Source organism: Geomonas subterranea, assembly GCF_019063845.1.
GTDB lineage: Bacteria > Desulfobacterota > Desulfuromonadia > Geobacterales > Geobacteraceae > Geomonas > Geomonas subterranea.
On record NZ_CP077683.1, the window covers coordinates 4,269,151 to 4,295,600 of the forward strand.

A 26,450-nucleotide genomic window follows, 5' to 3' on the forward strand; every position below is an offset into this window, starting at 1 on the left:
CTCGGCCGGATTTTTTGATCCAGGCGATGGAACTGAAAAAAAGGCCAGCCCGTGTGGGCTGGCCTTTTCGTGTAGGCGGGGGGCAGGTGCCTCAGGAAATGGGGATGCGATGCCCGGTGCCGCGCTGCTGTTCCGGCTTGGGAAGCCGGATGGTGAGGACCCCGTGCTTGAGGTCCGCCCTGATCTTGTCTTCCTCTACCGGGTACGGCAGGAGAACGCTGCGGGAGAAGCTGCCGTAGCGGCACTCGGACAGGAAGCCTCCCGAGGCTCCTTTTTCTTCCCGCACCACCTTTTTCTCGCCCCTGATGGTCAGGCGCCGGTCGACCAGTTCCACCGTGAAATCTTCCTTTTTCATCCCCGGCACTTCCACCCGGACCACCAGTTCCTCCGCTGTTTCGTGCATGTCGACCAGTGGACCGCCTCGCTGCATGAACGCCGGAATGGCATCGGCTGTCATGTTTTCCAGCGTCCGTTCCTCTTTCTTTGCGGGCACCAAGTTGTTCAAGAGGGTGCCCACCTTGTCCTGTACATGTTCAAGGGCTTCGCGCCACTTTTCAGGTACGAGGGTTGCCATCCCTATCACCTCCTGTGCAACGTTGTCAGCTCACCTGCACCTCGATGCGGCGCGGCCTGGCGATCTCGGCCTTGGGAATGCGCAGGGTGAGGATGCCGTTGGCGAAATCCGCCTTTGCTTTGCCGTGGTCGAGGCTTTCCGGGATGGTGAACTGGCGGAAGTAACTGCCGAGCTCAAATTCCCGGTAAACCGCGCTGCCGGGCACGGAGTGGGCCGCGGGGGCGCTGATGGTGAGGACTCCCTTCTCCACGTTGACGTCGATTCTCTCTTTGGTTGCGCCCGGGAGGTCGGCGGTTACGAACAGGCCTTCCTCGGTTTCGATGATGTTCACTGCCGGGCGAATGAATCTCTCGTTCGACCTCGTCTCTTCACGGGCCTGGACGTTCATTTCGTCGTTTCGTTCGGTCAAGCTGTTGGGTGCCATGTTGACGACCTCCTTTCCTGTATTCTCGCTTACGAAAGCTTGATCTCGATCTTTTTCGGCTTGGCGTGTTCCGCTTTCGCCATGGTTATGGTCATGATGCCGTCCTTGCACTGGGCGGTGATTTTGTTGGCATCGATGTCGACCGGAAGCTCGAGGGTGCGGCTGAACTTCCCGGAGCCGAGCTCGGTGCGGTGCACGATCCCTTTCATTTCGGCAAAGGGTTTGCGCTCGCCGCTGATGGTGAGGGTATTCCTGAGCACGGAGAGCTCAACATCCTTGGGGTCGACCCCCGGCACCAGGGCTTCCACATAAACGTTGCCGTCGTCCTCGCTGAAGTTGACCATCGGGAAACGACGGGATGCCACCGGCGAGAGGAACGTCGGCCCAAAGGGGCGGTTCATGCCGGCGCCGCGGAAAGCTTCGTCAATCTCCCTTCTCAGATTGTCCAGTTCTCTGAAAACATCCCAACTTGCCATGTCGATTACCTCCTTTCGGTGTGTCAATTTCTGCGGGTAAGATAATCATCGTTTTTACGTTGTCAAGGGGGGGCGCGGTGAAAAAACAACGGGGTTACGGCACGTTGCACCCGTGTCGTTTGCTTTTGCCTCCATTAGCGGTGGTGTTGGTGAGGGGGGATCGCGAAAGGAGCCCTAAGGGGACAGGCACCTGACGGAGCCAGTCCCCTCCTTCGGTGAGAGGCTGGGGCGGGCCTACGAAAACCTGCTCTTCAGGAAGTCCAGACCCTTGCCGACGAGCCCCCCTTCCGGTGCCTTGCCGTCGGGGGTTGCCTGGTCGACCGCCTCGGGGAGAAGGCGGGTCAGCTTGGTGACGGTCTCATCGGTGGAGAGGCCGGCTTTGTCGGCCAGTCGCTGCACCCGGTCCGCACCCAGGACCCCGTGCAGCTGGTTCGGGGTGACGGGAAGGTTGGGACCGGTGTCGATCCAGGAAGAGATGATGTGTCCGATCCCCTTTTGGTTGAAGGCCTGGATAATCCCGCCCAGTCCGCCGCTTTGGCGGTCGGTCAGCATCTCGATGATCCCTTGCATGAGGCCGGCGTCCCCTCCGCCGGCCATGCCGCGCACCTTGCCGGCTACATCGTCTAAAATACCCATGTTATCCTCCTTGTCTGTGGTGTCCTGCTGGTGAGGGCGAACGCCGCGGCGCCGCACCCGCATCTTGCTTTAGTATTAATCTGTTTTAATGGATTCGGAAGTTTATCATGCAGATGGCCGGATGGAAGTGGCCGGATATACTTTGCCATCATGGCAAGGGGGTGGCGCATGCATTCGATCGGTAACGTGGCATTGCTTGACCTGCGCAAGGTGGCGTTCCTGTGCTCACGCAAGTTTCCCCAGGAGGCGGCTGAAAAGGCGTACCGCTGGGCCGACGCGCAGCGCCTGGCAGGCACCTGCGTCATCTCCGGCTATCACTCGCCCATTGAGAAGGAGGTGCTCTGCAGGCTGCTGCAGGGCAACCAACCCATCATCATCGCTCTGGCGCAGGGGCTGAACCGGCTCGACCCTGAGTGGGAGCGGCACCTGGAGTCGGGACGTCTGCTGGTCATTTCCCGCTACGCCCAGAGTGTCAGCCACCCCTGCGAGTCCAAATGCTATCAGCGCAACAAGATGATGATCGACCTCGCCGACACCGTTGTCATAGCGCATGCCTCCCCTGGAGGGAGCCTGGAGCGGTTGTGCTCCGACTGCGCCGGTAAGGTCATGGTGCTGTGAAGCGACTGGATCGGAAAATTCTAAAAATAAAAATATTGACAATCCCGCCGCCCTTCTCTATAAACGATAACAACTTTCAAAACCAACCACTGCATTCATTCATTTGACCGTTTCACCCATCTGTCAATCAAGGGTTTAGCCGGGATGTGGACACGGCGGGGACGCTCTTGGCTCTACGCGTTTCTGTCAGTGGATTTTCAGGTTGTCAGCTTGAAAGTGAATGTCATTGTATGGAGTGTCAGGAGGGTTCCCTCCGGTACCATGGAGGCGCAGGTGAATCAAACCAGACAGAAGGTGAAAGAGCAGTTCCGCCTTTTTCTTACCAACAAAGGGCTCAAGGCCACCCTGCAGCGCAGCCTGATCCTCGATGCGTTCCTCGACCTTGACCGCTCCACCCATATCGACGAGTTGTACCTGATCTTGCGCGGCAAGCATCCCAACATAGGCCATGCCACCGTCTACCGTGCGCTGCGACTTTTCACCACCGCCGGCATAGCCCGGGAAATAAACCTGGGAGACGGTTTGACCCGTTACGAACTGGCCGGCGGCCGGCGGCACGACTACCTGGTCTGCAGCGACTGCGGCACGGTAACCGAATTCGAGAACAGCTCCATCGAACGGCATCAAGCCGAAGTTGCGCGCTCCATGGGCTTCACGGTTCAGTCGCTGAAGATCGAATTGCGCGGCGTTTGCAACCGCTGCATGGCCCAGCCGGAATGACACTCTAAGGCCACTCGCCAAAGTCACAATCAATGGCAGAAGTCGCTATGACGCTGGTTTCGTTCACGGTGAACCTGTGACGTAAGGGAGAAGTCTTTTTTTTCTCCAATGAGTGAAAGTGGATTTCAGTTTTGAAAGGCCGGGCCGATACGGTGGAATAGTCAACAAAGACCTGCTGATACAGCACATTTATTATGGCTCGTGAAGTTGAGTGAGTTGGAGCCGCAACAGAGAGAAGGGGATAGAGCTATGGTCAAAGTGAAGAAGAATACCGTGTCCGGGATGTTCCTGTTGGGAAGTCTTTTACTTGCTTCAGGGACGGCGTTCGCCCTGCACCCCGATCTCGTAGTGCCTGAGAAGGTGGAGTGCAAAGTAAAGGCCTGCCAGGAGATCCTGCGCCTGGGCAACAAGTACCAGGTAGAGGGGCTCTTCACCAAGGAATTCCAGGAAGGAAAAGCAGCGTGCAGCCGTATGGACGTGGCGCTGGCGGTGCATCTTCTTACCGAGAAGATGGCGGAGAAGGTGGTCAAGGAGGGGAACCAGGCGGTGGACAAGGAGGATCTCGTGCTCCTGAGCGACCTGAAGGAGGAACTCCGCGCCGAGATGCTCCTGGTCGGCACCAGGACCTTCCAGTCGCGCCACGAGGATCTCGGGACCCGGTTCACCGCCCTCACCAAGAACATCTCCCTTTCCGGCGGCATGGTTGGCGTGCTGCATGGCTCCATCGGCAACAAGCCCAAGGACTCAACGGACGTGGTGGGACGTGCCGACCTCGTCTTCAATTTCAAGGTCGGCGAGAACACCATCGCGGTTATCGATGTCGAGGCGACCGGCGGCGACGGCATCGACTCCAAGGCCGCCTCCTTCTCCGGGCTGAACGGCGTGGCCGGCTCCACCGGAGACCGCGTCCGCTTCCGCGAGGCATGGGTCGAGCATTCCGCTTTCAACGACCGCCTGCTGCTGACCGCGGGGAAGGTGGATCTCTCCAATTACTTCGACAGCAACGCCGTTGCGGGCGATGAAAACAGCCAGTTCCTCTCCGGCGCCTTCGTACATTCCGCGGTGCTTCCCTTCCCGGCAAACGGCCCGGGCGCGCGCATCCAGGCCAAGCTGGCGGAGCCGGTCATCTTCGGCCTCGGTTACGGCAGCGGCGACGCCGACAGCGCGGACAGCTCCGACAGCGCCAACATCTTCGACCACGGCTTCGGCATCGCCGAACTGGATTACAAGCACAAGGTGGGTGAGCTGGAAGGAAACTACCGGATCTACGGGGCCTTCGACGGCGCTGCGGCGGACGGCGTCGGCAAGCTGGTCGCCAAAAACGCCTACAGCGTGGGCGTAAGCTTCGACCAGCAGGTCACCGACAAGCTCACCCTCTTCGCCCGCTACGGCCAGCGCGACAAGGACGTCTATGCGGCGACCCGCGCCTGGAGCGCCGGCGGCCACTACCAGGGGCTCATCACCGGGCGCAAGGACGACGTGCTCGGCTTCGCCTACGGACAGGTGAAGGCGGCCCGGACCGTGGCCGACGCCCAGGAGAAACTCGCAGAACTCTACTACCGGTACAAGGTGAGCGACCAGATCGAGATCTCGCCGGTGGCGCAGTACCTGGTGAACCCGGCCGGCATCGGCGCCAGCGACAACGTGGTCGCCCTCGCCCTGCGCGCCAAGATCAGCTTCTAGGAAAGGACGGACTTCGCGGGAAGGGTGCCCGGCAAGGGCGCCCGCCTGCTGCACTGAAACGATGAAAGGAGCATCCATGATACCTCTGGGACTGTTAAGCGCGGGAGAAAACGGCGAGATCGTCGAGATCATGTTCGGCAGGGGGGCGGCCGGCGGCAGCTTGGACCCCGAACATGAAAAGACCATGGTCCGGGTCGAGGAGATGGGGCTCAGGATCGGCAAACGTGTGGAAATGCTGACCAACGGCGGCAACACCATCCTGCTCAGGGTGGACGAGGCGAGGATTGCCTTGGCCCGCCGTATGGCAATGAAAATCATGGTGAGGAGATAGGGTGATGAATCTGGCAAAGCTTAAACCGGGGCAGAAGGGGAAGATCACGTCGATCGGTTCCATCGGGCCGCTGAAAAGGCGGCTGATGGATATGGGAGTGCTGGTGGGCGAGGACGTCAAGGTGCTCAAGGTGGCGCCGATGGGCGACCCGATCGAGGTGAGCATCAAGAGCTACAACCTGTCGCTCCGGAAGAAGGAAGCGGAAGGCATCGCGGTGGAGGTGGCAGGATGAGTAACCAGCTGAAGCACAAGGACGAGGAACTGGATGCCGAGGTTTCCGGTCACAGCGTTGCCGCGCGCACCATCACGGTGGCCGTGGCAGGGAACCCCAACTCCGGCAAGTCGACCCTGATCAACGCCATCGCCGGCACCCGCCTGCACGTCGGCAACTGGGCCGGGGTGACGGTGGAGAAAAAGGAGGCCCTCTTCGAGTTCGGCGGCAGGAAGATCCGGCTGGTCGACCTTCCCGGCACCTACTCGCTCTCCCCGTACTCGCAGGAAGAGATCGTGGCGCGCGACTACCTGGTACACGAGCGCCCGGACCTGATCATCAACGTGGTCGACGCCACCAACCTGGAGCGCAACCTCTACCTCACCGTGCAGATCATGGAGCTGGGCATCCCGGTGGTGATGGCGCTCAACATCTACGACGAGGCCACCGAGAAGGGCTACCGCATCGACGCCAAGGCGATGGAAGAGATGCTGGGGATCGCCGTGGTCCCCACCTCGGCCACAAAGAAGACCGGCCTCGACGAACTGCTGGCGACGGCGCTGCGGGTGGCCGACGCCCCGAAGCGCCGGGCCCCGAAGAAGCTCAACTACGGTGAGGACATAGAGGTTGCCTGCGACTACCTGGCCAAGTCCTTCCGTACCAGCTACCCGGCGCTGATCGATAACTACCCGCAGCGCTGGCTGCTCTTGAAGCTCATGGAGCAGGACAGCCACGTCATGAAGGAACTGGGGCTGGACAACCTCGACTTCCTGGACCAGGCGCTGCACCACCTGAGGAGGGCCCACGGCGAGGACATCGAGTCCATCATGGCCGACGCCCGCTACTCGCTCGCCTCCGGGCTCACCCGGGAGGTGCTGCACAAGCCGGAGCTGCGCCAGACCGAACTGACGGAGAAGATCGACAAGTTCGTGCTGAACCGGTTCCTGGGCATCCCGATCTTCATGGCCGCCATGTGGCTTTTGTTCAAGTTCACCTTCGACCTCTCCGCCCCCTTCGGCAAGTGGATCGGCGCCATGACCGACGGCCCCTTCAAGCGCTGGGCCTCGGCCATCCTGACCCCGCTCGGGGCGCCGGACTGGACCGTGTCGCTGGTGAACGACGGGGTGATCGCCGGGGTGGGATCGGTGCTGGTCTTCGTACCCGTGATCTTCGCCATGATGTTCTTCATCACCTTCCTCGAAGGGAGCGGCTACATGGCGCGCGCGGCCTTCGTCATGGACCGCACCATGCACTCCATCGGACTGCACGGCAAGTCCTTCATCCCGATGCTGCTCGGTTTCGGCTGCAACGTTCCCGGCATCTACGCGACGAGAACGCTGGAGAACCCCAAGGACAAGGTGCTTACCGCGCTGCTCGTGCCGCTCATGTCCTGCGGCGCCCGGCTGCCGGTGTACGTGCTCTTCGTCGGCATCTTCTTCCCCAAGAATTCCAGCACCGTGATCTGGTCGCTGTACATCATGGGGATCCTGCTCGCGGTCGGCATGGGGCTCATCTTCAAGAGGACGCTGTTCCGCGGCGAGGCGCCCATGTTCATCATGGAACTCCCCCCTTACCGCATGCCGAGCCTGCACAGCCTCTGCGTGCACACCTGGGAGAAGGGGAAGCACTTCCTTTTCAAGGCCGGAACCTACATCTTCGCCGTCTCAGTGCTGGTCTGGTTCCTGCTGAACCTCCCCTGGGGCGTCGAGCACAAGCGTGATTCCTACCTGGGCCAGGCGGGCGCCGCCGTAGCCCCCATCTTCCAGCCGGTCGGCTTCGGCACCTGGGAGGCCGCCTCCTCGCTGATCACGGGAGTCATCGCCAAGGAAATCGTCGTGGGGACCATGGGCGAGATCTACGCGCCCAAGAAGGACGAGAAGAAGGAAGTCCCGACCCTGAAGGAAGACCTGAAGGAAGTGGTGACCTCCTTCGGCGATGCCTGCGTCACCGCGGTCAAGACCCTGCTCTATCTGCCCCAGGCGGAGGAGAAGGAGGAGGACCGGGGCGGTCTCAATGTGGCCATCCTCGGTGCGTTCACGCCGCTTAGCGCTTACGCCTTCATGGCCTTCGTCCTGCTCTACATGCCGTGCGTCGTGGCGATAGCGGCGATGCGGCAGGAGTTCGGCACCTGGAAGTGGGCCGGTGTGGGACTGTTCTATCAGACGGCGCTGGCGTGGACCGCAGCGCTCATCATCTACCAGGGGGGACGTCTCCTGGGTCTGGGAGGTTGAAAATGGGAGTTGCTGACGTAATCATTGCCGGCGCCATCGTGGCCGGAGCCTGCTACATCCTGTACGCTACGCTGTGGAAGAAGAAGGGGTGCTGCGGCTGCGAAGGCGGGAGCTGCTGCAAGAAGTAGAGGCTTGAAACAAGGGCCGGGGGAAGTTCCCCGGCCCTTTCACGTGTCTGGATCGGCTTTCAGGCGTAGACCGAGAAGCCCTCCGGCGGGTTCACCGCCGTGGCTTGCTGGGCCAGGATATTGGCCATCTGCATCTGGGCATTGGCCGCGTTCTTCATCAACTCCATGGCGGCCGACTCCCGGGCGAGAGCGGCGGCGCCTGCTATCTGCATGGTTGCTATGGTGGTTACATCCATCTGCGACCTCCTGCTGGGCCCTTACCTCGGGCGCTGCAGCTCTTTTCGGCACCTGAGGGCCAAGTCTTGAGGTAAATTTCGCGACCGGCTCCGGGGTTGTCCGGTCCCCCCTCCCCTTGCGGGAGGGGGAGACAAACCGAAGCTGGGGCCTATTGTTCGACCGTGCTTTCCTTGAGCGTGGTTTCCACCCGGATCTCGCTGGTGAGGGTGCGGTGCACGGGGCATTTCCCGGCGATCTCCAGGAGCTTCTGTCTCTGCTCCTGGTCGAGTTCCCCTATCAGCTCCAGCTCCCGCACGAACGTGTCGATGCGTCGGTCCTGGGACTCGCAGTCCCGGCAATCCTCGGCGTGAACCTTGTGATGGGATAGGCGCACCAGCGCGTCGACAAGCGGCCACCCCTTGCGTCGGGCGTACATCTGCACGGTCATGGTGGTGCAGGCCGCAAGCCCCGCCATGAGGAACTCGTAGGGGGACGGCCCCTCGTTACTGCCACCGTAACTGACCGGCTCGTCCGCCGTCAGGCTGAAGCCGTTGGCGAAGATTTCGGTGCGGAAGCCTTCGGCCCCGGTGCGGGCGGTGACCCTGTTGTCGGCAGCCTGGGACTGCGGTTGCGCCACGGGGCCGGTGCCGGCGGTGTCGAGATAGCGTGTGGCCCAGGAGGCGATCACCTCCCCGGCGTAGCGCGAATCCTCCGCCCCGGATAGGAGATGGTCGGCGGTTCCCAGTGATATGAAGCTCTTGGGGTGGTGGGCCGCCTGGAAGATCTGGGCGGCGTTGTCGATATTCACGATGCCGTCCGCCGGTGAATGGAGCACGAGGAGCGCCCCCTTCAGGTGGGCCAGGGTCTCGGCGGGACGCTGCGCCTCTAGGTCGTCGAGGAGGCTTTTCCTGATGGTGAAGTCGCTGCCGCCGAGGTGCACGGTCGCCTCACCCTGCCGTTCGGCAATTTCTGCGTGCTCGCCCAGCAGGCGGCGCAGGTGGGAGGGGCTGAAGGGGGCGGCGATGGTTGCCACCGCCGCCGCCGAAGGGATCTCGCCGGCGGCCACCAAAACCGCGGAGCCGCCCAGCGAGTGCCCCACCAAGAGCCGCGGCGCCTCGTACTCACGCTCCAGAAAACGGGCCGCCGCCACCAGGTCGCTTACCTGGGAGGAGAAATTGGTGTCGGCGAAATCCCCCTCGCTCTCCCCCAGCCCGGTGAAGTCGAAACGTAAAACGGCGATGCGCCGGCTGCTCATGGCCCTGGTGATGTTGACCGCCGCCTTGATGTTTTTCGAGCAGGTGAAGCAGTGGGCGAAGATGGCATAGGCGACGGGGCGCTCGTCATCAGGGAGTTCCAGCCTGGCGGCCAGCTGATTGCCGTTTGCGTTGGTGAAAGTGATCTTCCTGGTGTTCATGGGAACTCCTCGGCGGGCCTTCCTGCCCTCAGCTTCGCGGTTTCCTAGGCAGGAAAATAATAATAGCCGCCCGTCTCAAGTCAACTTGTTCTGTTAAAAAGACGTCATAAACAAGCTTGGTGTGGCTCATACGGACGCGGAGATTGAAATTTGAGATTCAAATCACAAAAAGGCAACACTTTACCTCTTCTCTCTTTAAGGAGATTGAGTTATAAACATAAACTTCTACCATTATAGTGTGATGCAATGCCAATCGGGAGCCGAAAGATGTTTGCAACGTGGTCCATCAAGAAGAGAGTAGTCACTTCCGTAGTCGCTTTGTGTGTCGCGAGCATCGCTATTCTGGGGCTCTTTGCCTACCAGTACCAGATGCACCAGATGCGGGAAGGGCTGAAGGACGAAGCCACCAACAGCGGGCGCCTTTTCGAGGCCATCCTGAAAGGTGACGCCGAGGGGTTGTCCCGCGCCCACGCCGGCCTCGACAAGCTCGACGTGCTGCTCGCCCCCTTTGCCGCCGGCAACAAGGACGCGCTGCTCGCCGCGGCGAAGCCCATCTTCAGCGAGATAAAGCAGAACAACAACATCACCCACATGTACTTCATCCAGCCCGACGGCAAGGTGCTGCTGCGGGCGCACAAGCCCGAGCAGGACGGAGACATCCTCAAGCGGGAGACGTTCCTGAAGGCGCAGGCCACCAAGCAGCCGGCATGGGGACTGGAGATGGGGAAGAACTTCTTCTCCCTGCGCTGCGTGAAGCCCGTCTCCTACCGGGGTAACGCCCTGGGCTACATGGAGGTGGCCGAGGAGATCGACCACGTCTTCAAGCAGATGAAGCAGATCACGGGCAACGACGTGGCTCTCTTTCTCACCGAGGACTTCCTGAAGAGCAAGGCCACCGACCTGAAGAGCGAGACGGCGCACTCGTTCCGCATTCTCTACCCCACCAACAAGGCGGCCGCCCTCGGACTGGCCGCCAAGGTCGGCCAGGAGATGACCGAAGCGCTCAAGGAGCCCCGCATCGCCATCGTTTCCTACAACGGGGGCAAGTACCTGGTCGGCGTCGGACCCGTGCAGGACGCCTCCGGCGGGACCGTCGGTGTCCTTTTCACGCACAAGGAGATCAGCCCGCTCTTCGCCACCATGTGGAAGGGTGTGGCGGCGCAGCTGGGCATCTTTCTGGCCATCATCCTCGCGGCCCTCGCCCTGCTCTACCTTTCCCTCAAGCCGAGCCTCAACCTCTTCCACACCTTGAGGGAGCACATCGTATCCGTCACCACCACCTGGGATCTGAGCAGGCGCCTGGAGGTCGGCACCCAGGACGAGATCGGCGCCATGGCCGCTGACTTCAACACCATGACGGAGAACCTCGCCCTGACGGTGCGGCAGGTGAGCCACTCCAGCAACGAGCTGGGTTCGGTTTCCCAGGACCTGGTGCAGGTCTCGGGGACGGTCCTTGGGGCGGCCGAGCAGCAGTCGACCTCGGTTCAGGAGGCCTCCAGCGCCATGACCCAGATCACCTCCTCGATCAAAGGGGTGGCCCGGGCGGTGGAAGGGCTGTCGCACTCCGCGTCGGAGAGTTCCTCGTCGGTATTGGAGATGGCTTCCAGCGTCGAGGAGGTCGCGCTCAACGCCGAATCGCTGGCCCAGCAGGTGGACGAGGTGGGGTCCGCCATCATCGAGATGGCAGCCTCCATCAAGCAGGTGGGGAGAAACGCCGACCTGCTCCTCGAGGAAGCGAGCATCAACTCCTCCTCCATCGTCGAGATGGACAGCTCCATAAAGGAAGTGGAAAAGAATGCGCTGAACACGGTGAAGATCTCCGAAGCGGTCAAGCAGGATGCGGAGGTAGGGAGGAGCGCCGTCGACTCCACCATTCTCGGGATCAGCGCCATCAAGGATTCCTCGCGCATCACCTCGGAGGTCATCGCGACCCTTTCGCAGCGTGCCGGTGACATCGGCACCATTTTGTCGGTCATCGACGACGTCGCGGAACAGACCAACCTCCTGGCGCTGAACGCCGCCATCATCGCGGCGCAGGCCGGCGAACACGGTAAGGGGTTCGCGGTGGTGGCCGGCGAGATCAAGCAGCTTGCCGAGCGCACCAGCGCCTCCACCAGGAAGATCTCCGACGTGATCAACGGCGTCCTCGAGGAGACCGACCGGGCCGTGGTCGCCATCAGGCAGGCGGAGCAGAACATCTCGCAGGGTGAGGAACTGTCCCGGAAGTCGGGTGAGGCCCTGGAGAAGATAGTCAACGGTGTGCAGATGGCGACCGAGCAGGTCAATGGCATCGCACGGGCAACGGCCGAGCAGGCGCGCGGCAGCCTGATGATCCGTGAGACCACCGAGAAGGTGACCACCATGGTGCGCCAGATCGCGATTTCGACGCGCGAGCAGGCGGAGGGGAGCAGCCTGGTGCTGAACGCGGTGGAGAAGATGAAGATGCTCACCGAGCAGGTGAAGAACTCCACCCGCGAGCAGAGCAACGTCGGCAGCTTCATCGCCAAGTCCACCGAGAACATCACCGACATGATCCGCCATATCCAGAAGGCGTGCGACGAGCAGAGCAGGGGGGCGGATCAGGTCCTTCCCGCAATGGAAAGCATCAAGGCCGCCACGGAGAACAGCCTCGGCGCGGTCAAGGTGCTCGACGAGAGCATGACGGCACTCGCCGGCCAGATCTCCGTGCTTCAGAACGAGATCGATCGTTTCGACGTCTCCTCCAAGGGGTAGGTTCCCGCTGCTCACCACAATCCCGTTTCACTGTAGGGGCGAATGATCATTCGCCCCTTTTTTCGTCCCGCCAACGGCACCCTCTCCACCCCCTCTAACTCCCTCCCGCAAGGGGAGGGTCAAGGGGGCAGCTTCATGCGCCAATCTCGCCTGCTTGATCTCTTAGGTCCGCACCCCTGGTAAAACCCGGTATAATTCCTGTCGTTGTTTTCTTACTCCGGCTTCCCCCGGCACAAGAAAGGGCGGCTCGTATGTCCGAAATCGATCGCACCTTCACCGTCATGACCTACAACGTGCACCGGCTGACCGGCAACGACCGCCACACCTCCGCCGCGCGCATCGCCCAGGTGATAGAAACCTACCAGCCGGACATCGTGGCGCTTCAGGAACTTCCGGGGGCGCGCTTTCGCCCCGAGATCGGGGGCGCCTGCCAGGACCTGGCGCATGAACTGGCGCTGGTGGTGGCTAGGGACGTTCACTACACACTGGAACGGGAACGGTGGGGCAACGTCGTCTTCAGCCGCTTTCCGATGCGGCTGGTACGCGCGGGGGGGCTGCATCCGGAGAACCGCTACCGGACCATGGTGCCGCGGGGGGTGATGTGGGTGGAGATCGACGTCCACGGGCAGAAGCTGCAGCTGGTGAACACGCACCTGGGGCTCATCCCCCAGGAACGCAACTACCAGGCGAAGGTCTTGACCGGCGCCGAATGGCTTGCGCATCCTGAGTGCACTCCCCCGGTGGTGCTCTGCGGCGACTTCAACGCCCTCCCCAGTTGGAGCATCCACAAGCGCCTCAGAAACGCGCTGCGGGACGAGCAGGAGCTGCTCAAATTCGGGCACACCCAGTTCACCTTCCCGAGCAACATGCCCATGCTCAGGTTCGACCATATCTTCATCTCGCCCGACCTCGCCGTCGAGAGCGAACTCATCCCGCGCACGAAGCTGACCCAGGTGGCCTCGGACCACCTGCCGCTGATCGTGAAGCTGCGCCTGGCCGGCCCGGAGGAGCGTTGACCGTCAGTGAAACAGCAGGGGATTTTGCCAAAAGACCTAAAGTCCAGGAGCCCGTTGGCCGAAGAGAGGGAAGGATCAAACAGATGCCCCGCAGCGGGGAAAACGGAGAGATGCTATGAGCGAATACACGGAGATGCCGGACGATATGGAAGTGCAGGAAGTTATCATCGAGCGCGTGCTGCAGAACACGGGCTCTTTGCTGGAAATCTGCCTGGTGAAGCATGGCCGCCAGTACGAGGCGGCGATTTTCGTGGAAAAGAAGTACAAGCCGGGCCCCCCGCTGCCACGCCCGCTGGAGACCCCCTCCGGCCAGTTCAGCCACTGGATGGGCGTGCGCCCCAAGGTGGGGCTCTCCCAGGAGGAGGCCGACCAGATCTTCTACGAGGTGAACGGCCTCAACGCCCTGCACCGGATCCAGATGAAGGATGAATGGGGACACCTGCTGGACACGGTCTAGCACCCCGGACTACATACGCACCGCGCCACCAATGCAAAGGGCCGCTCCCGTGAAGGGAAGCGGCCCTTTGCTATTTCGTGATTGCCACAGACCTTGTTGCCAGCGACAAAACAGGTGGGGCACACCTCCCCCCGGAGGGGGAGGCTGGGAGGGGGGGGCGGCGGTTACATCTCGACCCGGGTCAGGACCCCCTGCAGTTTGCTGGCGGGAAGCTGGTTGAACTGGACGAAGTTCGGGCTCAATTTCTTGATGGCGTTGAAGATCTTCCAGATGGGGTTGTTGGTGGTTATGTCCTCGACTCCGTAGAAGATGACCTTCTCGTTGATGTTGTTCTTCTTCAGCAGGCTCTCGATGTCGATCACCTCCATGTACCCGGCGTAGATCTCGAAGGAGTCCAGCCCGCTGCCGCGCTTCTCGGTCAGCTTGTAGGAGACGCCGAACGGTTCGTCGGTCCTGATGATGGAGATGAAGACGTTCCTCTCGTAGATGATGTTGCTGCGGATGATGCAGTGCACCACGTAGGGGGGCACCACCGCCCACTCCCGGGTGAAGAACAGGCCGACCCCCGCGATGGTGCGGTTCTTGGCGTAGATCTGCTCGTAGGACATGAGGAAGGTGTCAACATCGAGCGGCTTGAGGGCCCGGTACAGGGCGCGCTGCCCCTTGGTCCAGAGCAGGATGGTCAGGAAGGGGACCGAGGCGAGGATCAAGGACCAGTAGCCGCCGTGCGGCAGCTTGTTCAGGTTGGCGATGAGGAACACGAAGTCGACCAGGGTGACGGCGATGGCGATCGGGACCTTCCACTTCTTGGTGGTGTTGGCGAAGATCAGGGTCATCATGATCCCGGTGATGGTCATGCTGCCGGTGACGGCGAGGCCGTAGGCCGCCGCCAGGTTCTCGGACTTGCCGAAGAGCAGCATGATGAAGATGACCATCACCATGAGGGTCCAGTTCACCGAGCCGATGTAGATCTGGGACTTCAGGTGGCTCGAGGTGTAGTCCACCTTCATGAGCGGCATGATCCTGGTGGTGATCCCCTGGTAGATGATCGAGAACACGCCGCTGATGAGCGCCTGCGAGGCGATCACCGTGGCCAGGATGGTGAGCAGCAGGAAGGGGATGTAAAGGTATGGGGACTGGTCGTGGATCATGGCGAAGAGGGTGTTCTTTTCGTGCTGGTGCTCCAAAAGGAAGGCCCCCTGGCCCAGGTAGTTGATCACCAGCGCGACGAAGACGAAGTACCACGCCCGCACGATCGGCTTTCTCCCCAGGTGCCCCATGTCGGCGTAGAGCGCCTCGCCCCCGGTGGCGCACAGGATCACCTCGGAGAGGACGAAGAAGGCGGACATGCCGTTGTCGAGGAAGAACTTGATGGCGTACCAGGGGGAGATGGACTTGAGCACCTCGGGATGCCCGGCGATGGCGATCACGCCGGAGAGGGTGAGGGCCGAGAACCAGAGCACCATCAGGGGGCCGAAGGCGCCTGCCACCTTGTCGGTTCCCTTGGACTGGAAGATGAAGAGGATGATGGCGATGGTGGCGGCAATGGCGATCACGCCGGCCTGCGACAGGTTTGCCGTGGCCGGTATCAGCTCCAGACCCTCGACGGCGGAAAGTATGGAAATGGCGGGCGTGATGACGCCGTCGCCCAAGAGCAGGGAGACCCCGACGAAGGAGAGCAGGCCGATGACCCCCATGGCGCGCCCCCCCTTGAGCATGCGGACCAGGATCTCCTTCAAGACGATGGTCCCCCCTTCACCCTTTCTCCCGAGGCTCATGGCGAGCCAGGCGTACTCGACGGTGACCAGGACGAACAGGGTCCACACGATCAGCGACAGGATGCCGTAGATGTTGTCGGGCGTCGGTTTGGTAAGGGCGAAGATGACGGAAAGGGTATAGATGGGGCTCGTGCCGATGTCGCCGAAAACAAGGCCCATCGATTTCACTATCCCGCCCCAGTATGATTGTTCGTGTTTCTGCATGGAGCACGCCTCCGGTTGGTAACAGCGCGCAACTTATAGCACCGCTCCGCGCAGCTGACAAGAAAAACCGCGCAAGCAACCGGCGTGTCTACATTTCCACCCGAGTCACGACCCCCTGCAGCTTGGCGGCGGGAAGCTTGTTGAACTGCACGAAGTTCGGCGTCACCTTCTTGATCAGGTCGAACAGTTTCCAGACCGGGTTCCTGGTCTCGATGTCCTCTACGCCGTAGAAGATGACCTTCTCCTGGATGCCGTTCTCCTTGAGCTGCTTCTCTATGTCCAGCACCTCCATGTACCCCGCGCTGATCTGGAAGAACTCCAGGCCCGTGCCGACGTCCTTCTTGTGGTGCACGATGTTGCCGAAGGGCTCGTCGGTGCGCAGGATCGAGATGAGCACGTTCCGCTCGTAGATGATGTTCGAGCGGATCATGCAGTGCACGATGTACGGGGGGATCACGTCGATCGCCTTGATGAAGAAGAGCGCGGTTCCCGGGATGTTCTTCGCCTTGGCGTAGATCTGCTCGTAGGAGAGGAGGAAGATGTCGAGGTCGAGCGGGCGCAGGGCCCGGTAGAGGTGGCGCTGGCCGTTGGTCCAGACCTGGATGGTGATGAACGGGATCGAGGCCAGGATGATGGACCAGTAGGCGCCGTGCGCGAATTTCGGGAAGGTCGCGGTGAAGTAGATGACGTCGATGACGGCGATGACGCAGACGACCGGTACCTTCCACTTCTTGGTGGTCCGCGAGAAGACCATGATCATCATGATGGCGGTGATGGTCATGGAGCCGGTGACCGCCATGCCGTAGGCGGCCGCCAGGTTCCCGGACTTCTGGAAGAAGAACATGACGAAGATGACCGCGCACATGAGGGTCCAGTTCACCGCGCCGATGTAGATCTGCGACTGCATGTGGGTCGAGGTGTAATCGACCTTGAAAAGGGGCATGAGGCGCGTGGTGATCCCCTGGTAGACGATGGAGAAGACGCCGCTGATGATGGACTGCGACGCGATGATGGTGGCGAAGATGGTGAGGATCAGGAACGGGATGTATAAGAGCGATGACTCGCTCTGGATCATGGAGAACAGGATGTTCTTGCTCCCCGGGTGCTGCAGCAGGAATGCCCCCTGGCCCAGGTAGTTCATGTACAGCGCGGCGAAGACGAAATACCAGGCGCGGATGATCGGTTTCTTCCCGAGGTGCCCCATGTCGGCGTAGAGGGCCTCGCCGCCGGTGGCGCACAGGATCACCTCGGAGAGCACGAAATAGCCGGCGATGCCGTTCTCCCGGAAGAAGTTGACCGCGTGGACGGGGTTTATGGCGCCGACGATCTCCGGGGTCCCGGAAACGGAGACCAGGCCCGAGACGAAGAGCGCCCCGAAGTACAGGATCATGATCGGGCCGAAGATGCCGGTGATCTTGTCCGTGCCGCGCGACTGGAAGAAGAAGAGGGTGATGGCGATCATCGCGGCGATGCCGACGAGGACTCCCTGCGGGGTCGCTTCCAGGCCCGGGATGAGCAGCAGACCCTCCACCGCCGAGAGTATCGAGATGGCGGGGGTGATGACGCCGTCGCCCAAAAGGAGCGAGACCCCCAGGAAGGAGAGGAAACCCGCGAAGGCGAGGATGCGCCCCTGCCGGAAGAGCTTGATGATGATCTCCCGGAGCACGATCTCTCCCCCCTGCCCCTTCTTGCCGAGGCTCATGGCGAGCCAGGCGTACTCCGCCGTGACCAGGATGGTCATGGTCCAAAAGACCAGGCAGAGGATGCCGTACACGTTGGAGAGTGTGGGCTTGGTCAGGGTGAAGACGACGGTGAGGGTATATATGGGGCTCGTGCCGATGTCGCCGAACACGAGGCCGAGCGCCTTGACGATGCCGCCCCAGTAGGAAAGTTCGGTTTTCTGGCTCATAAGACTCCAGGATGAAGTAATAGCAACAGTGGCGCACGGCAAAAGCGGCCGGTCTTGCCAGCGTAACAGGACTTATACACTAATGGGTGAGGATTTGTCACGATTCCTGCTGGGAAAACGCCTCTTTCAGGAAGTTTCGGGCGAGTTCCTGATGGCGGAAATCCCTGTTTGCGCTTGACATTACCGCCTATTGCTTGTAGCTTAAGTCGTTTCTCTCATGGCTTGAACTGACAGTGCGGAGGCCGTTTACATGGATTACAAGGACACTCTCAATCTCCCGATCACCAACTTCCCGATGAAGGGAAATCTCCCCCAGCGCGAGCCCGAGATGCTCAAGCAGTGGGCAGAGGTTGACATACACAACAAGATCGAGGAGGCCGGCAAAGGCAAGCCGCGTTACGTGCTGCACGACGGCCCTCCCTACGCCAACGGCCACATCCATATCGGCCACGCCCTGAACAAGATCCTCAAGGACATCGTTTTAAAGAGCAAGCGGATGGAAGGCTTCGCCGCCCCCTATGTTCCGGGGTGGGACTGCCACGGGCTCCCCATCGAGCTGCAGGTGGAGAAGAACCTCGGCTCCAAGAAGCACGAGATCTCGAAGCTGGAGATGCGCAAACTCTGCCGCGAGTACGCGGCCAAGTTCGTCGGCATCCAGCGCGCCGAGTTCGAGCGGCTGGGGATCTTCGGCGACTGGAACGAACCGTACCTGACCATGAACGCGAGCTACGAGGGGGCGACCGCCCGCGAGCTGGCGCGCTTTGCCGAGAACGGCGGCCTCTACAAGGGAAAGAAACCGGTACACTGGTGCTCCTCCTGCGGCACGGCGCTCGCCGAGGCCGAGGTCGAGTACGCCGACCACAAGTCCCCGTCCGTGTTCGTGAAGTTCCCCCTCAAGGAGGACCTCGGCAGCGCGGTGCCGGAGCTTTCCGGCAAGAAGGCGTCCATGGTGATCTGGACCACCACCCCCTGGACCCTCCCGGCGAACCTCGCCATCGCCATCCATCCCGAACTGGAGTACGTGGCGCTCGCACTCACTACCGGCGACGTGGTCATCGTGGCTGACGGACTGAAGGAGAGCTTCCTGAAGGAGATAGGCGCGGAAGGCGAGGTGCTCGCCACGTTCCCCTCCAGGGTCCTCGAGAAGAAGCTGGCCCGTCACCCGTTCTACGATCAGGATTCCGTGATCCTGCTGGGGGAGCACGTAACCCTGGAAGCAGGTACCGGCTGCGTCCACACCGCGCCCGGCCACGGCCAGGAAGACTACGAGCTGGGGCTCGCGGAAGGGCTCGATATCTACAACCCGGTCGACAACCGCGGCCGCTTCTACGAGAACATCGAGTTCTTCGGCGGCCAGTTCGTCTTCGACGCCAACAAGAACGTGATCGAGAAGCTGACCGAGGTGGGCGCGCTTTTGGGTTCCAAGGAGATTTCCCACTCCTACCCGCACTGCTGGCGCTGCAAGAAGCCGGTCATCTTCCGCGCCACCGAGCAGTGGTTCATCTCCATGGAGAAGAACGACCTGCGCGGCAAGTCGCTCACCGAGATCAACAACGTGAACTGGATCCCGAAGTGGGGACGTGAGCGCATCTACGGCATGATCGAGAACCGTCCCGACTGGTGCGTTTCCCGCCAGCGCTCCTGGGGCGTCCCCATCGCCGCCTTCTACTGCAAGAGCTGCGGCCATGTCATGGCCGACGGCAAGATCATGCACCAGGTCGCCGACCTCTTCGCCGAGCACACCTCGGACATCTGGTACGACTGGGACGCCGCGAAGTTCCTCCCGGAAGGGACCAGCTGCCCCTCCTGCGGCAAGAACGAGTTCGAGAAGGAAGGGGACATCCTCGACGTCTGGTTCGACTCCGGCACCTCGCACGCCGCCGTGCTCGAGCTGCGCGACAACCTCGGCTCTCCTGCCGACATGTACCTGGAAGGTAGCGACCAGCACCGCGGCTGGTTCCACTCCTCGCTTCTGGCCAGCGTCGGCACCCGCGGCCGCGCCCCCTACAAGAACGTGCTCACCCACGGCTTCGTCATGGACGGCGCCGGTAGGAAGATGAGCAAGTCCGTGGGGAACGTGGTGGCACCCGAGGACGTCATCAAGAAGTTCGGCGCCGACGTGCTCCGCCTCTGGGTCGCCGCGCAGGACTACCGCGACGATCTGCGCATCTCCCAGGAGATCCTGACCCGGCTCTCGGAGAGCTACCGCCGCATCAGGAACACCTGCCGTTACATCCTGGGCAGCATCCACGACTTCAACCCGGACACCGACTGTGTCCCGTTCCAGGAGATGCCGGAGCTGGACCGCTGGGCCATGCACCATCTGGAGCTTTTGAAGGAGAAGGTGCTCGCCTCCTACACCGACAGCGAGTTCCACATCCTCTACCACGCGGTGAACGGCTTCTGCACCGTCGAGATGAGCGCCTTCTACCTCGACATCCTCAAGGACCGCGTCTACACCTCCAGGAAGGATTCGCTGGCCAGGAGAAGCGGCCAGACCGTCATGTACAAGGTGCTCGACGCCCTGGTGCGCATGGTCGCGCCGGTGCTTTCCTTCACCGCCGAGGAGGTCTGGGCCGAGATGCCCGGCACCCGCGAGAGCAGTGTGCACCTGGCGCTCTTCCCGGCGCTCACCCCGGAGGTCAAGGACGAGGCGCTGGCCGCCCGCTGGGAGAAGATCATCAAGATCCGCTCCGAGGTTTCCAAGGCGCTCGAACTCGCCCGCGTCAAGAAGGTCATCGGGCACTCCCTCGACGCCGCCGTCGCCATCAAGGCGTCCGGCGAGACCGGGGCGCTGCTGAAGGATTACGCGGAGCAACTCGCCGAGATCTTCATCGTCTCGAAGGCGGGGCTTGCCGGCGAAGTCTCCGGGGAGGTTTACGTCGCGGAAGGGGTGGAAGGGCTCGAGGTGGGCGTGAGCGCCGCCCCCGGGGAAAAGTGCGAGCGCTGCTGGTGCTACAGCGAGAAGCTGGGAGAAGATGCCGGACACCCGGGCATCTGCCCGAAGTGTCTCGCGGCCGTGAAATAGGCAGCTAAATCTTTATTGGATTCCCCTCTCCCCCCGGGAGAGGGTGCCCGAAGGGCGGGTGAGGGCGGTGCCGCAGGCGATACCCTCACCCTGGCCCTCTCCCAGAGGGAGAGGGGACCTCGGACCAACTTCTAAAGGACCCTATGAAACCAAAATACATCATCCTCGCGGCGGTATCGGCACTGGTGCTGGTCCTGGACCAGTTGAGCAAGGTCTACATCGACCGGAGCATGACCCTGCACAGCTCCTATCCCGTCATCGAGGGATTCTTCAACATCACCTATCTGCGCAACAAGGGGGCCGCCTTCGGGATCCTGGCCTCCTCGAGCTACCGGCTCCCCTTCTTCCTGATGGTCTCGACCATCGCGGTGATCGTGATCCTGGTTGCGGTCAGCAGGATGCGGGACGACCAGACCTGGAACGTCGCATCCCTGTCGCTCATCTTTTCGGGTGCCTTGGGCAACATGATCGACCGCGTCCGCCTGGGCGAGGTCATCGACTTCCTGGACGTGCACTGGAAGGGGCACCACTGGCCCGCCTTCAACATCGCCGACTCCGCCATCTGCGTCGGTGTCTTCATCCTGGCCGTCGATATGATCCTCGAGGAGCGCAGGGAAAAGCAGAAGACACCACCCACAGAAAGCCAGTAGCTTCGCCGCCCCATCCCGGCGCGTCCATTCTTCCTCTCCCCCTGGGAGAGGGCCGGGGTGAGGGATCTGGCCGTCCCGACAATCTATCTTCGTGGCAACGCCCTCACCCCTACCCCTCTCCCGGGGGGCGAGGGGTTCTTTGCACCCTGCTTCAACCCTCCTGCGGATTCTCCTCCAAGAGCCTCGTGAACAGCTCCCTGATCTCGTTGGGGAGGCGCCGCGCCTTCATCTCCGGACTCACGCACGCCAGCGTCACCTTCGCCTCCACCAGCAGCTTGTCGTCTTCCTTCCTGACCACCTGCTGCGCCACCGTGAACGAACTGTTTTTCAGCGTGGCGATCTGGGTGCGCACCACCAGGAGGTCGTCCAGCCGCGCCGGCGCGCGGAAGTTCGCCTCGATGGCGACCACCGGGAAGATGATCCCCATGTCGTGCATCTCGCGCACCGACAGCCCGTGCCCCCTGAGGAATTCCGTCCTGGCCCGTTCCATGTAGCTTATGTAGTTGGAGTGGTAGACCACCCCCCCCGCGTCGGTGTCCTCGTAGTAGATCCTTACTTCCATGTAGCCTCCTCAATAAAAAAGACCCCGTGAGGGGACGCATCGGACCTGCTCTGTAGGGGCGAATAATCATTCGCCCGGTTTTGGAGATGCCCTTCTTTGGCAAGCGGTCAGCACCCTGCCGAGATGAGCGGCTTGGCTGGGCGAATCATTATTCGCCCCTACAGGTGTTGCCTCACTCCGTGGGGGACGGCGGTGTGGCCGCCTCTTCGCCGGGCCCTTCCCCCCCCAGGATCCTGCCATATACCTCGCGCACCGCCTCGGTAACCCGCTCGTAATCCGCCATGAGCGCCTGCCCCGGGTTCTTCAGCATGGAATCGTAACCAAGCCTCCTGGCCAGCTTGTTCAGGTACTTGAGCGGCCCCCCCAGGTCGTTCATCGAGTAGTCGTGGATGATCCTGAGGCGGTTCTCCAGGCGGCGCAGGAAACGGTACCCCTCGGCAAGGGCCTGGAAATCGGGCTCGGGTATGATGCCGAGCAGGCGCATGGCGTCCATCGCCTCCAGCGTGTTCGATACGCGGATCTCACCGTGCTCGCAGCCGTGCTTGAGCTGCAGGAACTGGATGATGAACTCCACATCGACCATGCCGCCGCGCCCGGTCTTGATGTTGTAGCTCCCGGTCGATTCCTTGGCGAGCTCGTTCTCCATGCGCATCCTGAGACGGTGGATCTCCTTGCGCACCGAGTCGTCGGCGCTGGAGCCGTACACCGTCTGCTCGATGACCTGTTCCACCTTCACCTTCAGCCGCGGGTCGCCGTAGGTCACCCGCGCCTTGGTGAGCGCCTGGCGCTCCCAGATCTGCGCCTCGGAGGCATGGTAGCTCTGGAAGGATTCCAGGAGGTGACCAGGGGGCCGGCGTTGCCGGAGGGACGCAGCCTGGTGTCGATCTTGTAGGCATACCCCTCTCGGGTCTGGGTGGTCAGCACCAGGATGATCTTCTGCCCGAGCTTGGCGAAGTACTCCCGGTTGGTGATGCTCTTCTCGCCGTCCGTGAACCCCTGCCCGTCGTAGATGTAGATGACGTCGAGGTCCGAGTGGTAGTTGAGTTCGAAGCCGCCGAGCTTCCCCATGGCCACGATGGCGAAGGCCGCCTCGTGCCTGGTGCCGTCCTCGTTGACCACCATGGGGCGGCCGAAACGGGCCAGCTCCCCCGTCGCTATGCAGCAGGCCGCGGCGAGGGTCACATCGGCCAGGTCGGTCAACTGCTGCGCCACCTCGGGCTGCTTCATCTTGCCGTAGATGTCGTTCATGCCGATGCGCAGGAATTCCTCGTGGCGGTAGCTCCGGATCGCATCCAGCTGCTCCTCCAGGCCGTCGGCCTGGGTGATGAAATCATCCAGTTCCCTGGCCATGGTGGCGCGCTCTTTCTGCAGGTAGGCGTAGCCGCGCGTGGTCATGCTGTCCAGAAGTTCCGGGTGACCGATGAAGATCTTGGAGAGGAACTCGGACATCCCGAACATCGAGGTGAGGAGCTTCAGGATGTCCCGGTTCTCGGCGAGAAGCGCGTAGATGGAGGAGCGGGTCCGCTGCGAGGAGAGGAAGCGCTCCAGGTTCGCCAGCGCCAGGTCGGGGTCGGGAGAGCTGAACACCTCCTGCAGGAACAGGGGGGCGATCTTCTCGAGGGTGCGCCTCCCCTGCTCGGTCAGGTTCGCCCGTGCGGGGCCGTCGCGCAGCACCAGGAGGTTCTGGTAGGCCGCGTCCGGGTGCTCGAAATGCCTCTCCTCGAGCATGTCCTTGATCAGGTCCGGATCGGCGTTGTGGTCGAAGAAGAAGTGCACCTCCGGGAGCACCTCCTCCTTGATCTTCTCGTCGCGCGACAGGAACAGGTCGCCGTAGATGGCGGAGACGGCGCGCCTGTGACCTTCCAGGGTCTCCTGGAACCGGTGCAGGCCGTCCTTTCTGAGGTAGCCGCTGCGACGTGCCAGCGCGCGCAGCTCCTCTTCCTTGCGCGGAAGGGCATGGGTCTGCCGCTCCTGGACCACCTGGATCCGGTGCTCGACGGTGCGAAGGAAGCGGTAGGCGTCCGAAAGGGCGGCGCAGTCGGCTTCCTTGATGATGCGCGCCTGGTGGAGCGTCTGCAGGGCCTTCAGGGAATTGCGTTCGCGCAGGTGCGGGTTCTTGCCGGCGTAGACCAGCTGCAGCGCCTGAATGAAGAACTCGATCTCCCGGATGCCGCCGCGCCCGAGCTTGATGTTGATCTCCCCCTCCTGGTTCCTGGCCAGCGAGGCGTCGATCTTCTTCTTCATGGCCATCATGTCCTCGATCAGGTTGTAGTCGAGGTAGCGGCGGTAGATGAACGGGGTCAGCGCGGCCAGGATCCTTTCGCCGAGCTCTATGGAGCCTGCCACGGGGCGCGCCTTCATCATGGCGGCACGCTCCCAGGACTGTCCCCACGCCTCGTAGTAGACCTCGGCGGAGCGCATGGAGCTGGCGAGGTCCCCCGCCTTTCCGTCCGGCCTCAGTCCCATGTCGACCCGGAACACGAAGCCATCCTCGGTGACCTGGGAGATGGCCCGGCTCACCATCTCGGCGAGTTTCACGAAGAAGGCGTGCAGCGAGAGCTTGCTCTTGAACCCGCCGCGGCCGTCCGGGATGCCCGTGCTTTCCCCCTTGTCGGAGGAGTAGAAGTAGATGAGGTCGATGTCGGAGGAGAAGTTGAGTTCCCTGCCGCCGAACTTGCCCATGCCGATGATGGTGAATTCCGCCTGGACAGGTCCGTCGGGGGTGTCCTCCATCGGCGTGCCATGCTCCTGCACCAGTTGCGCGAAGGCGGCCTCGTAGGAGAGTTGCAGGGTGACCGCTGCCAGCGAGGAGAGTTCTCCGGTGACTTCTTCCAGGGTCGCCAGGCCGTTGAGGTCGCGTGCGGCGATGCGCAGCATCTCGGAATACTTGAAGCGGCGCAGGTGGGAGAAGATGTCGGCGTAGCCGGTGCCTTGAGGGATGCGGTCGCGCAGGGCCTGCAGCATCTCGTCTTCGCTGCGGCGCTGCATGATCTCGCGTTCGATGAAGAGGCGCCGCAGGCAGGATGGGTCCCTGAAGATGATGTTGGTCAGGAAGGGGGAGGAGCCGCAGATGTTCATCAACTGGATGTTGAGCGCGCGGCGGGAGCAGATCTCCAGCAGGATCTCGCCCGGCACCACGGTGCTGATGCGCTCGAAACCGTTCAGCGCCATGTCGGGGAGCGGCGTGGCGAGTGCGGCGAGCGCCAGCTCGACCAGGCGCTCGCCGGGGAGGAGTTCCGAGAGAAGCCTCAGGTTTTCGACCGAGCGCGCGCCATAGCTGAACCCGACCAGTTCCAGCTGGTGAGACAGATCCCCTTTATCCGGCTCCGAGAGCGCGGAAAGAAGCAGCGCGGCCAGGTCTGACAGGCGGCTCATAGACCTACCAGTGCCTTCAGTTCCCTCTCGTAGTCGCCGCGCACGACCCCTTTTTCGGTGATGATGCCGGTGATGTAGCGGGCGGGGGTGACGTCGAATGCGGGGTTTCTGACCTTGACCCCCTCGGGCGCGATGGTGACCCCCTGCACCCTGGTGACCTCCTCGGAGCTCCGCTCCTCGATCGGGATCTGGTCCCCGTTGGCGAGTTTCAGGTCCAGGGTGGAGATCGGCGCGGCCACGTAGAACGGGATCCGGTTCTCCTTGGCCAGAACGGCGACGGAGTAGGTGCCGATCTTGTTGGCGGTGTCGCCGTTGGCGGCGATGCGGTCGGCGCCGACCACGCAGAAGTCGATCTGCCCGCTCTTCATGAGCCATCCGGCCATGTTGTCCGAGATCAGGGTGACCGGGATGGAGTCCTTCATCAATTCCCAGGCGGTGAGGCGCGCGCCCTGGAGCCAGGGGCGGGTCTCGTCGGCGAAGACGCGGATGTTCTTCCCCGCCTCGTGCGCGGCGCGGATCACCCCCAGGGCGGTGCCGTAGCCGGCGGTGGCCAGCCCCCCGGCGTTGCAGTGGGTGAGGATGGACGATCCCTCCTTGACCAGGGCGGCGCCGTGGCGGCCGATCTCCTTGCAGATGGCGAGGTCTTCCGCCTCGATGCTGATCGCCTCCGCCTTCAGGATTTCACGGATCGAGTTGAGGTCGAGTTCCTTGTGCTGCAGTGCCACCCGTTTCATCCGCTCCAGTCCCCAAAAGAGGTTGACCGCGGTGGGGCGGGTGCGTCCGAGCACTTCGCAGACGTTCTCGAGCTGGCGGTAGAAGGTGTCGAAGCTGTCCGCGATGATCTCGCGCGCCCCCAGCGCCACCCCCATGGCGGCGGCGATGCCGATGGCCGGGGCTCCGCGGACCACCATGCCGCGGATCGCCTCCGCGACTCCCTGGAAGTCCGTGTATTCGTTGTAGACCTCCTCGGCCGGGAGCCTGGTCTGGTCTATCATGATCACCTTGTTGTCGCGCCACTCTATGGTTCTGAAGGACATTGTTACCTCGTTAGAAAGCTAACTTCAAAAACGAACTTT

At 62.2% G+C, this 26,450-nt stretch carries 22 protein-coding genes and 1 pseudogene; 12 read left to right on the top strand and 11 right to left on the bottom strand.

The genetic code is table 11. From position 1 onward, the window contains the following. Positions 1–91 precede the first annotated feature (91 nt). The 4 genes from KP001_RS18690 to KP001_RS18705 form a co-directional block, all read right to left on the bottom strand. A complete protein-coding gene (locus tag KP001_RS18690; RefSeq protein WP_217287047.1) occupies positions 92–574 on the bottom strand; it encodes an Hsp20/alpha crystallin family protein in 483 nt (160 codons plus the stop codon). Between the two features lie 25 nt (positions 575–599). Further along, complete coding sequence (locus KP001_RS18695; RefSeq protein WP_217287048.1) at positions 600–998, bottom strand: Hsp20/alpha crystallin family protein; 399 nt, start codon at positions 996–998, stop codon at positions 600–602. 29 nt (positions 999–1,027) lie between these two features. Next, positions 1,028–1,474 carry an Hsp20/alpha crystallin family protein gene (locus KP001_RS18700; RefSeq protein WP_217287049.1) on the bottom strand — a complete coding sequence of 149 codons (447 nt, stop codon included), beginning with the start codon at positions 1,472–1,474 and terminating at the stop codon, positions 1,028–1,030. A gap of 234 nt (positions 1,475–1,708) precedes the next feature. Continuing rightward, entirely contained in the window at positions 1,709–2,110 is a 402-nt protein-coding gene (locus tag KP001_RS18705) for a YidB family protein (protein WP_217287050.1), read from the bottom strand. Positions 2,111–2,278: 168 nt separating this feature from the next. Here KP001_RS18705 and KP001_RS18710 point away from each other — a divergent pair, with 168 nt between their 5' ends. From KP001_RS18710 to KP001_RS18740, 7 genes are all read left to right on the top strand, one after another. After that, positions 2,279–2,728, top strand: a complete 450-nt coding sequence (locus KP001_RS18710; RefSeq protein ID WP_217287051.1) for a DNA-processing protein DprA — start codon at positions 2,279–2,281, stop codon at positions 2,726–2,728. Positions 2,729–3,001: 273 nt separating this feature from the next. Continuing rightward, positions 3,002–3,448 carry a Fur family transcriptional regulator gene (locus KP001_RS18715; protein ID WP_224959810.1) on the top strand — a complete coding sequence of 149 codons (447 nt, stop codon included), beginning with the start codon at positions 3,002–3,004 and terminating at the stop codon, positions 3,446–3,448. Positions 3,449–3,697: 249 nt separating this feature from the next. Further along, a complete protein-coding gene (locus KP001_RS18720) occupies positions 3,698–5,131 on the top strand; it encodes a carbohydrate porin (protein WP_217287052.1) in 1,434 nt (477 codons plus the stop codon). Positions 5,132–5,207: 76 nt separating this feature from the next. After that, positions 5,208–5,462, top strand: a complete 255-nt coding sequence (locus KP001_RS18725; RefSeq protein WP_217287053.1) for a FeoA family protein — start codon at positions 5,208–5,210, stop codon at positions 5,460–5,462. Between the two features lie 4 nt (positions 5,463–5,466). Beyond that, a complete protein-coding gene (locus KP001_RS18730) occupies positions 5,467–5,694 on the top strand; it encodes a FeoA family protein (RefSeq protein WP_129124708.1) in 228 nt (75 codons plus the stop codon). Next, positions 5,691–7,904, top strand: coding sequence for a ferrous iron transport protein B (gene feoB / locus KP001_RS18735; RefSeq protein ID WP_217287054.1), 2,214 nt, complete (start codon positions 5,691–5,693; stop codon positions 7,902–7,904). Before KP001_RS18730 ends, feoB begins: the two co-directional genes overlap by 4 nt. Before the next feature lie 2 nt (positions 7,905–7,906). After that, the gene (locus KP001_RS18740) at positions 7,907–8,032 is read left to right on the top strand and encodes a FeoB-associated Cys-rich membrane protein (protein ID WP_183349179.1); all 126 of its coding nucleotides are present in this window, start codon (positions 7,907–7,909) and stop codon (positions 8,030–8,032) included. A gap of 59 nt (positions 8,033–8,091) precedes the next feature. On the opposite strand, the gene KP001_RS18745 is transcribed toward KP001_RS18740, so the two are convergent. Together KP001_RS18745 and KP001_RS18750 are read right to left on the bottom strand one after the other, a co-directional pair. Further along, complete coding sequence (locus tag KP001_RS18745) at positions 8,092–8,268, bottom strand: hypothetical protein (RefSeq protein ID WP_217287055.1); 177 nt, start codon at positions 8,266–8,268, stop codon at positions 8,092–8,094. Positions 8,269–8,417: 149 nt separating this feature from the next. Then, entirely contained in the window at positions 8,418–9,662 is a 1,245-nt protein-coding gene (locus KP001_RS18750) for a bifunctional alpha/beta hydrolase/OsmC family protein (protein ID WP_217287056.1), read from the bottom strand. A 267-nt stretch (positions 9,663–9,929) separates the two neighbouring features. On the opposite strand from KP001_RS18750, the gene KP001_RS18755 reads away from it, so the two are divergent. The 3 genes from KP001_RS18755 to KP001_RS18765 all read left to right on the top strand — a co-directional run bounded on the left by KP001_RS18755 (position 9,930) and on the right by KP001_RS18765 (position 13,868). After that, positions 9,930–12,395, top strand: coding sequence for a methyl-accepting chemotaxis protein (locus KP001_RS18755; protein WP_217287057.1), 2,466 nt, complete (start codon positions 9,930–9,932; stop codon positions 12,393–12,395). A gap of 251 nt (positions 12,396–12,646) precedes the next feature. Next, positions 12,647–13,411, top strand: a complete 765-nt coding sequence (locus tag KP001_RS18760; RefSeq protein ID WP_217287058.1) for an endonuclease/exonuclease/phosphatase family protein — start codon at positions 12,647–12,649, stop codon at positions 13,409–13,411. A 115-nt stretch (positions 13,412–13,526) separates the two neighbouring features. Beyond that, complete coding sequence (locus tag KP001_RS18765) at positions 13,527–13,868, top strand: hypothetical protein (RefSeq protein ID WP_217287059.1); 342 nt, start codon at positions 13,527–13,529, stop codon at positions 13,866–13,868. A 164-nt stretch (positions 13,869–14,032) separates the two neighbouring features. On the opposite strand, the gene KP001_RS18770 is transcribed toward KP001_RS18765, so the two are convergent. Further along, complete coding sequence (locus KP001_RS18770; RefSeq protein ID WP_217287060.1) at positions 14,033–15,850, bottom strand: KUP/HAK/KT family potassium transporter; 1,818 nt, start codon at positions 15,848–15,850, stop codon at positions 14,033–14,035. A gap of 88 nt (positions 15,851–15,938) precedes the next feature. Continuing rightward, on the bottom strand, positions 15,939–17,759 hold the full coding sequence (locus tag KP001_RS18775) for a KUP/HAK/KT family potassium transporter (protein ID WP_217287061.1): 1,821 nt from the start codon (positions 17,757–17,759) through the stop codon (positions 15,939–15,941). Positions 17,760–18,009: 250 nt separating this feature from the next. On the opposite strand from KP001_RS18775, the gene ileS reads away from it, so the two are divergent. Together ileS and lspA are read left to right on the top strand one after the other, a co-directional pair. Beyond that, complete coding sequence (gene ileS / locus KP001_RS18780) at positions 18,010–20,787, top strand: isoleucine--tRNA ligase (protein WP_217287062.1); 2,778 nt, start codon at positions 18,010–18,012, stop codon at positions 20,785–20,787. Between the two features lie 143 nt (positions 20,788–20,930). Continuing rightward, positions 20,931–21,437 carry a signal peptidase II gene (gene lspA, locus KP001_RS18785; protein WP_217287063.1) on the top strand — a complete coding sequence of 169 codons (507 nt, stop codon included), beginning with the start codon at positions 20,931–20,933 and terminating at the stop codon, positions 21,435–21,437. 151 nt (positions 21,438–21,588) lie between these two features. On the opposite strand, the gene ybgC is transcribed toward lspA, so the two are convergent. From ybgC to mtnA, 3 genes and pseudogenes are all read right to left on the bottom strand, one after another. Then, positions 21,589–21,999 carry a tol-pal system-associated acyl-CoA thioesterase gene (gene ybgC / locus KP001_RS18790; RefSeq protein WP_217287064.1) on the bottom strand — a complete coding sequence of 137 codons (411 nt, stop codon included), beginning with the start codon at positions 21,997–21,999 and terminating at the stop codon, positions 21,589–21,591. A gap of 172 nt (positions 22,000–22,171) precedes the next feature. Continuing rightward, a pseudogene (gene glnE, locus KP001_RS18795) lies at positions 22,172–25,374 on the bottom strand (bifunctional [glutamate--ammonia ligase]-adenylyl-L-tyrosine phosphorylase/[glutamate--ammonia-ligase] adenylyltransferase). Continuing rightward, positions 25,371–26,411: an S-methyl-5-thioribose-1-phosphate isomerase gene (gene mtnA / locus KP001_RS18800; RefSeq protein ID WP_217287065.1), complete on the bottom strand. Its 1,041-nt coding sequence runs from the start codon at positions 26,409–26,411 to the stop codon at positions 25,371–25,373. The pseudogene glnE and the gene mtnA overlap by 4 nt, the downstream one beginning before the upstream one ends. Between the last annotated feature and the right edge of the window lie 39 nt (positions 26,412–26,450).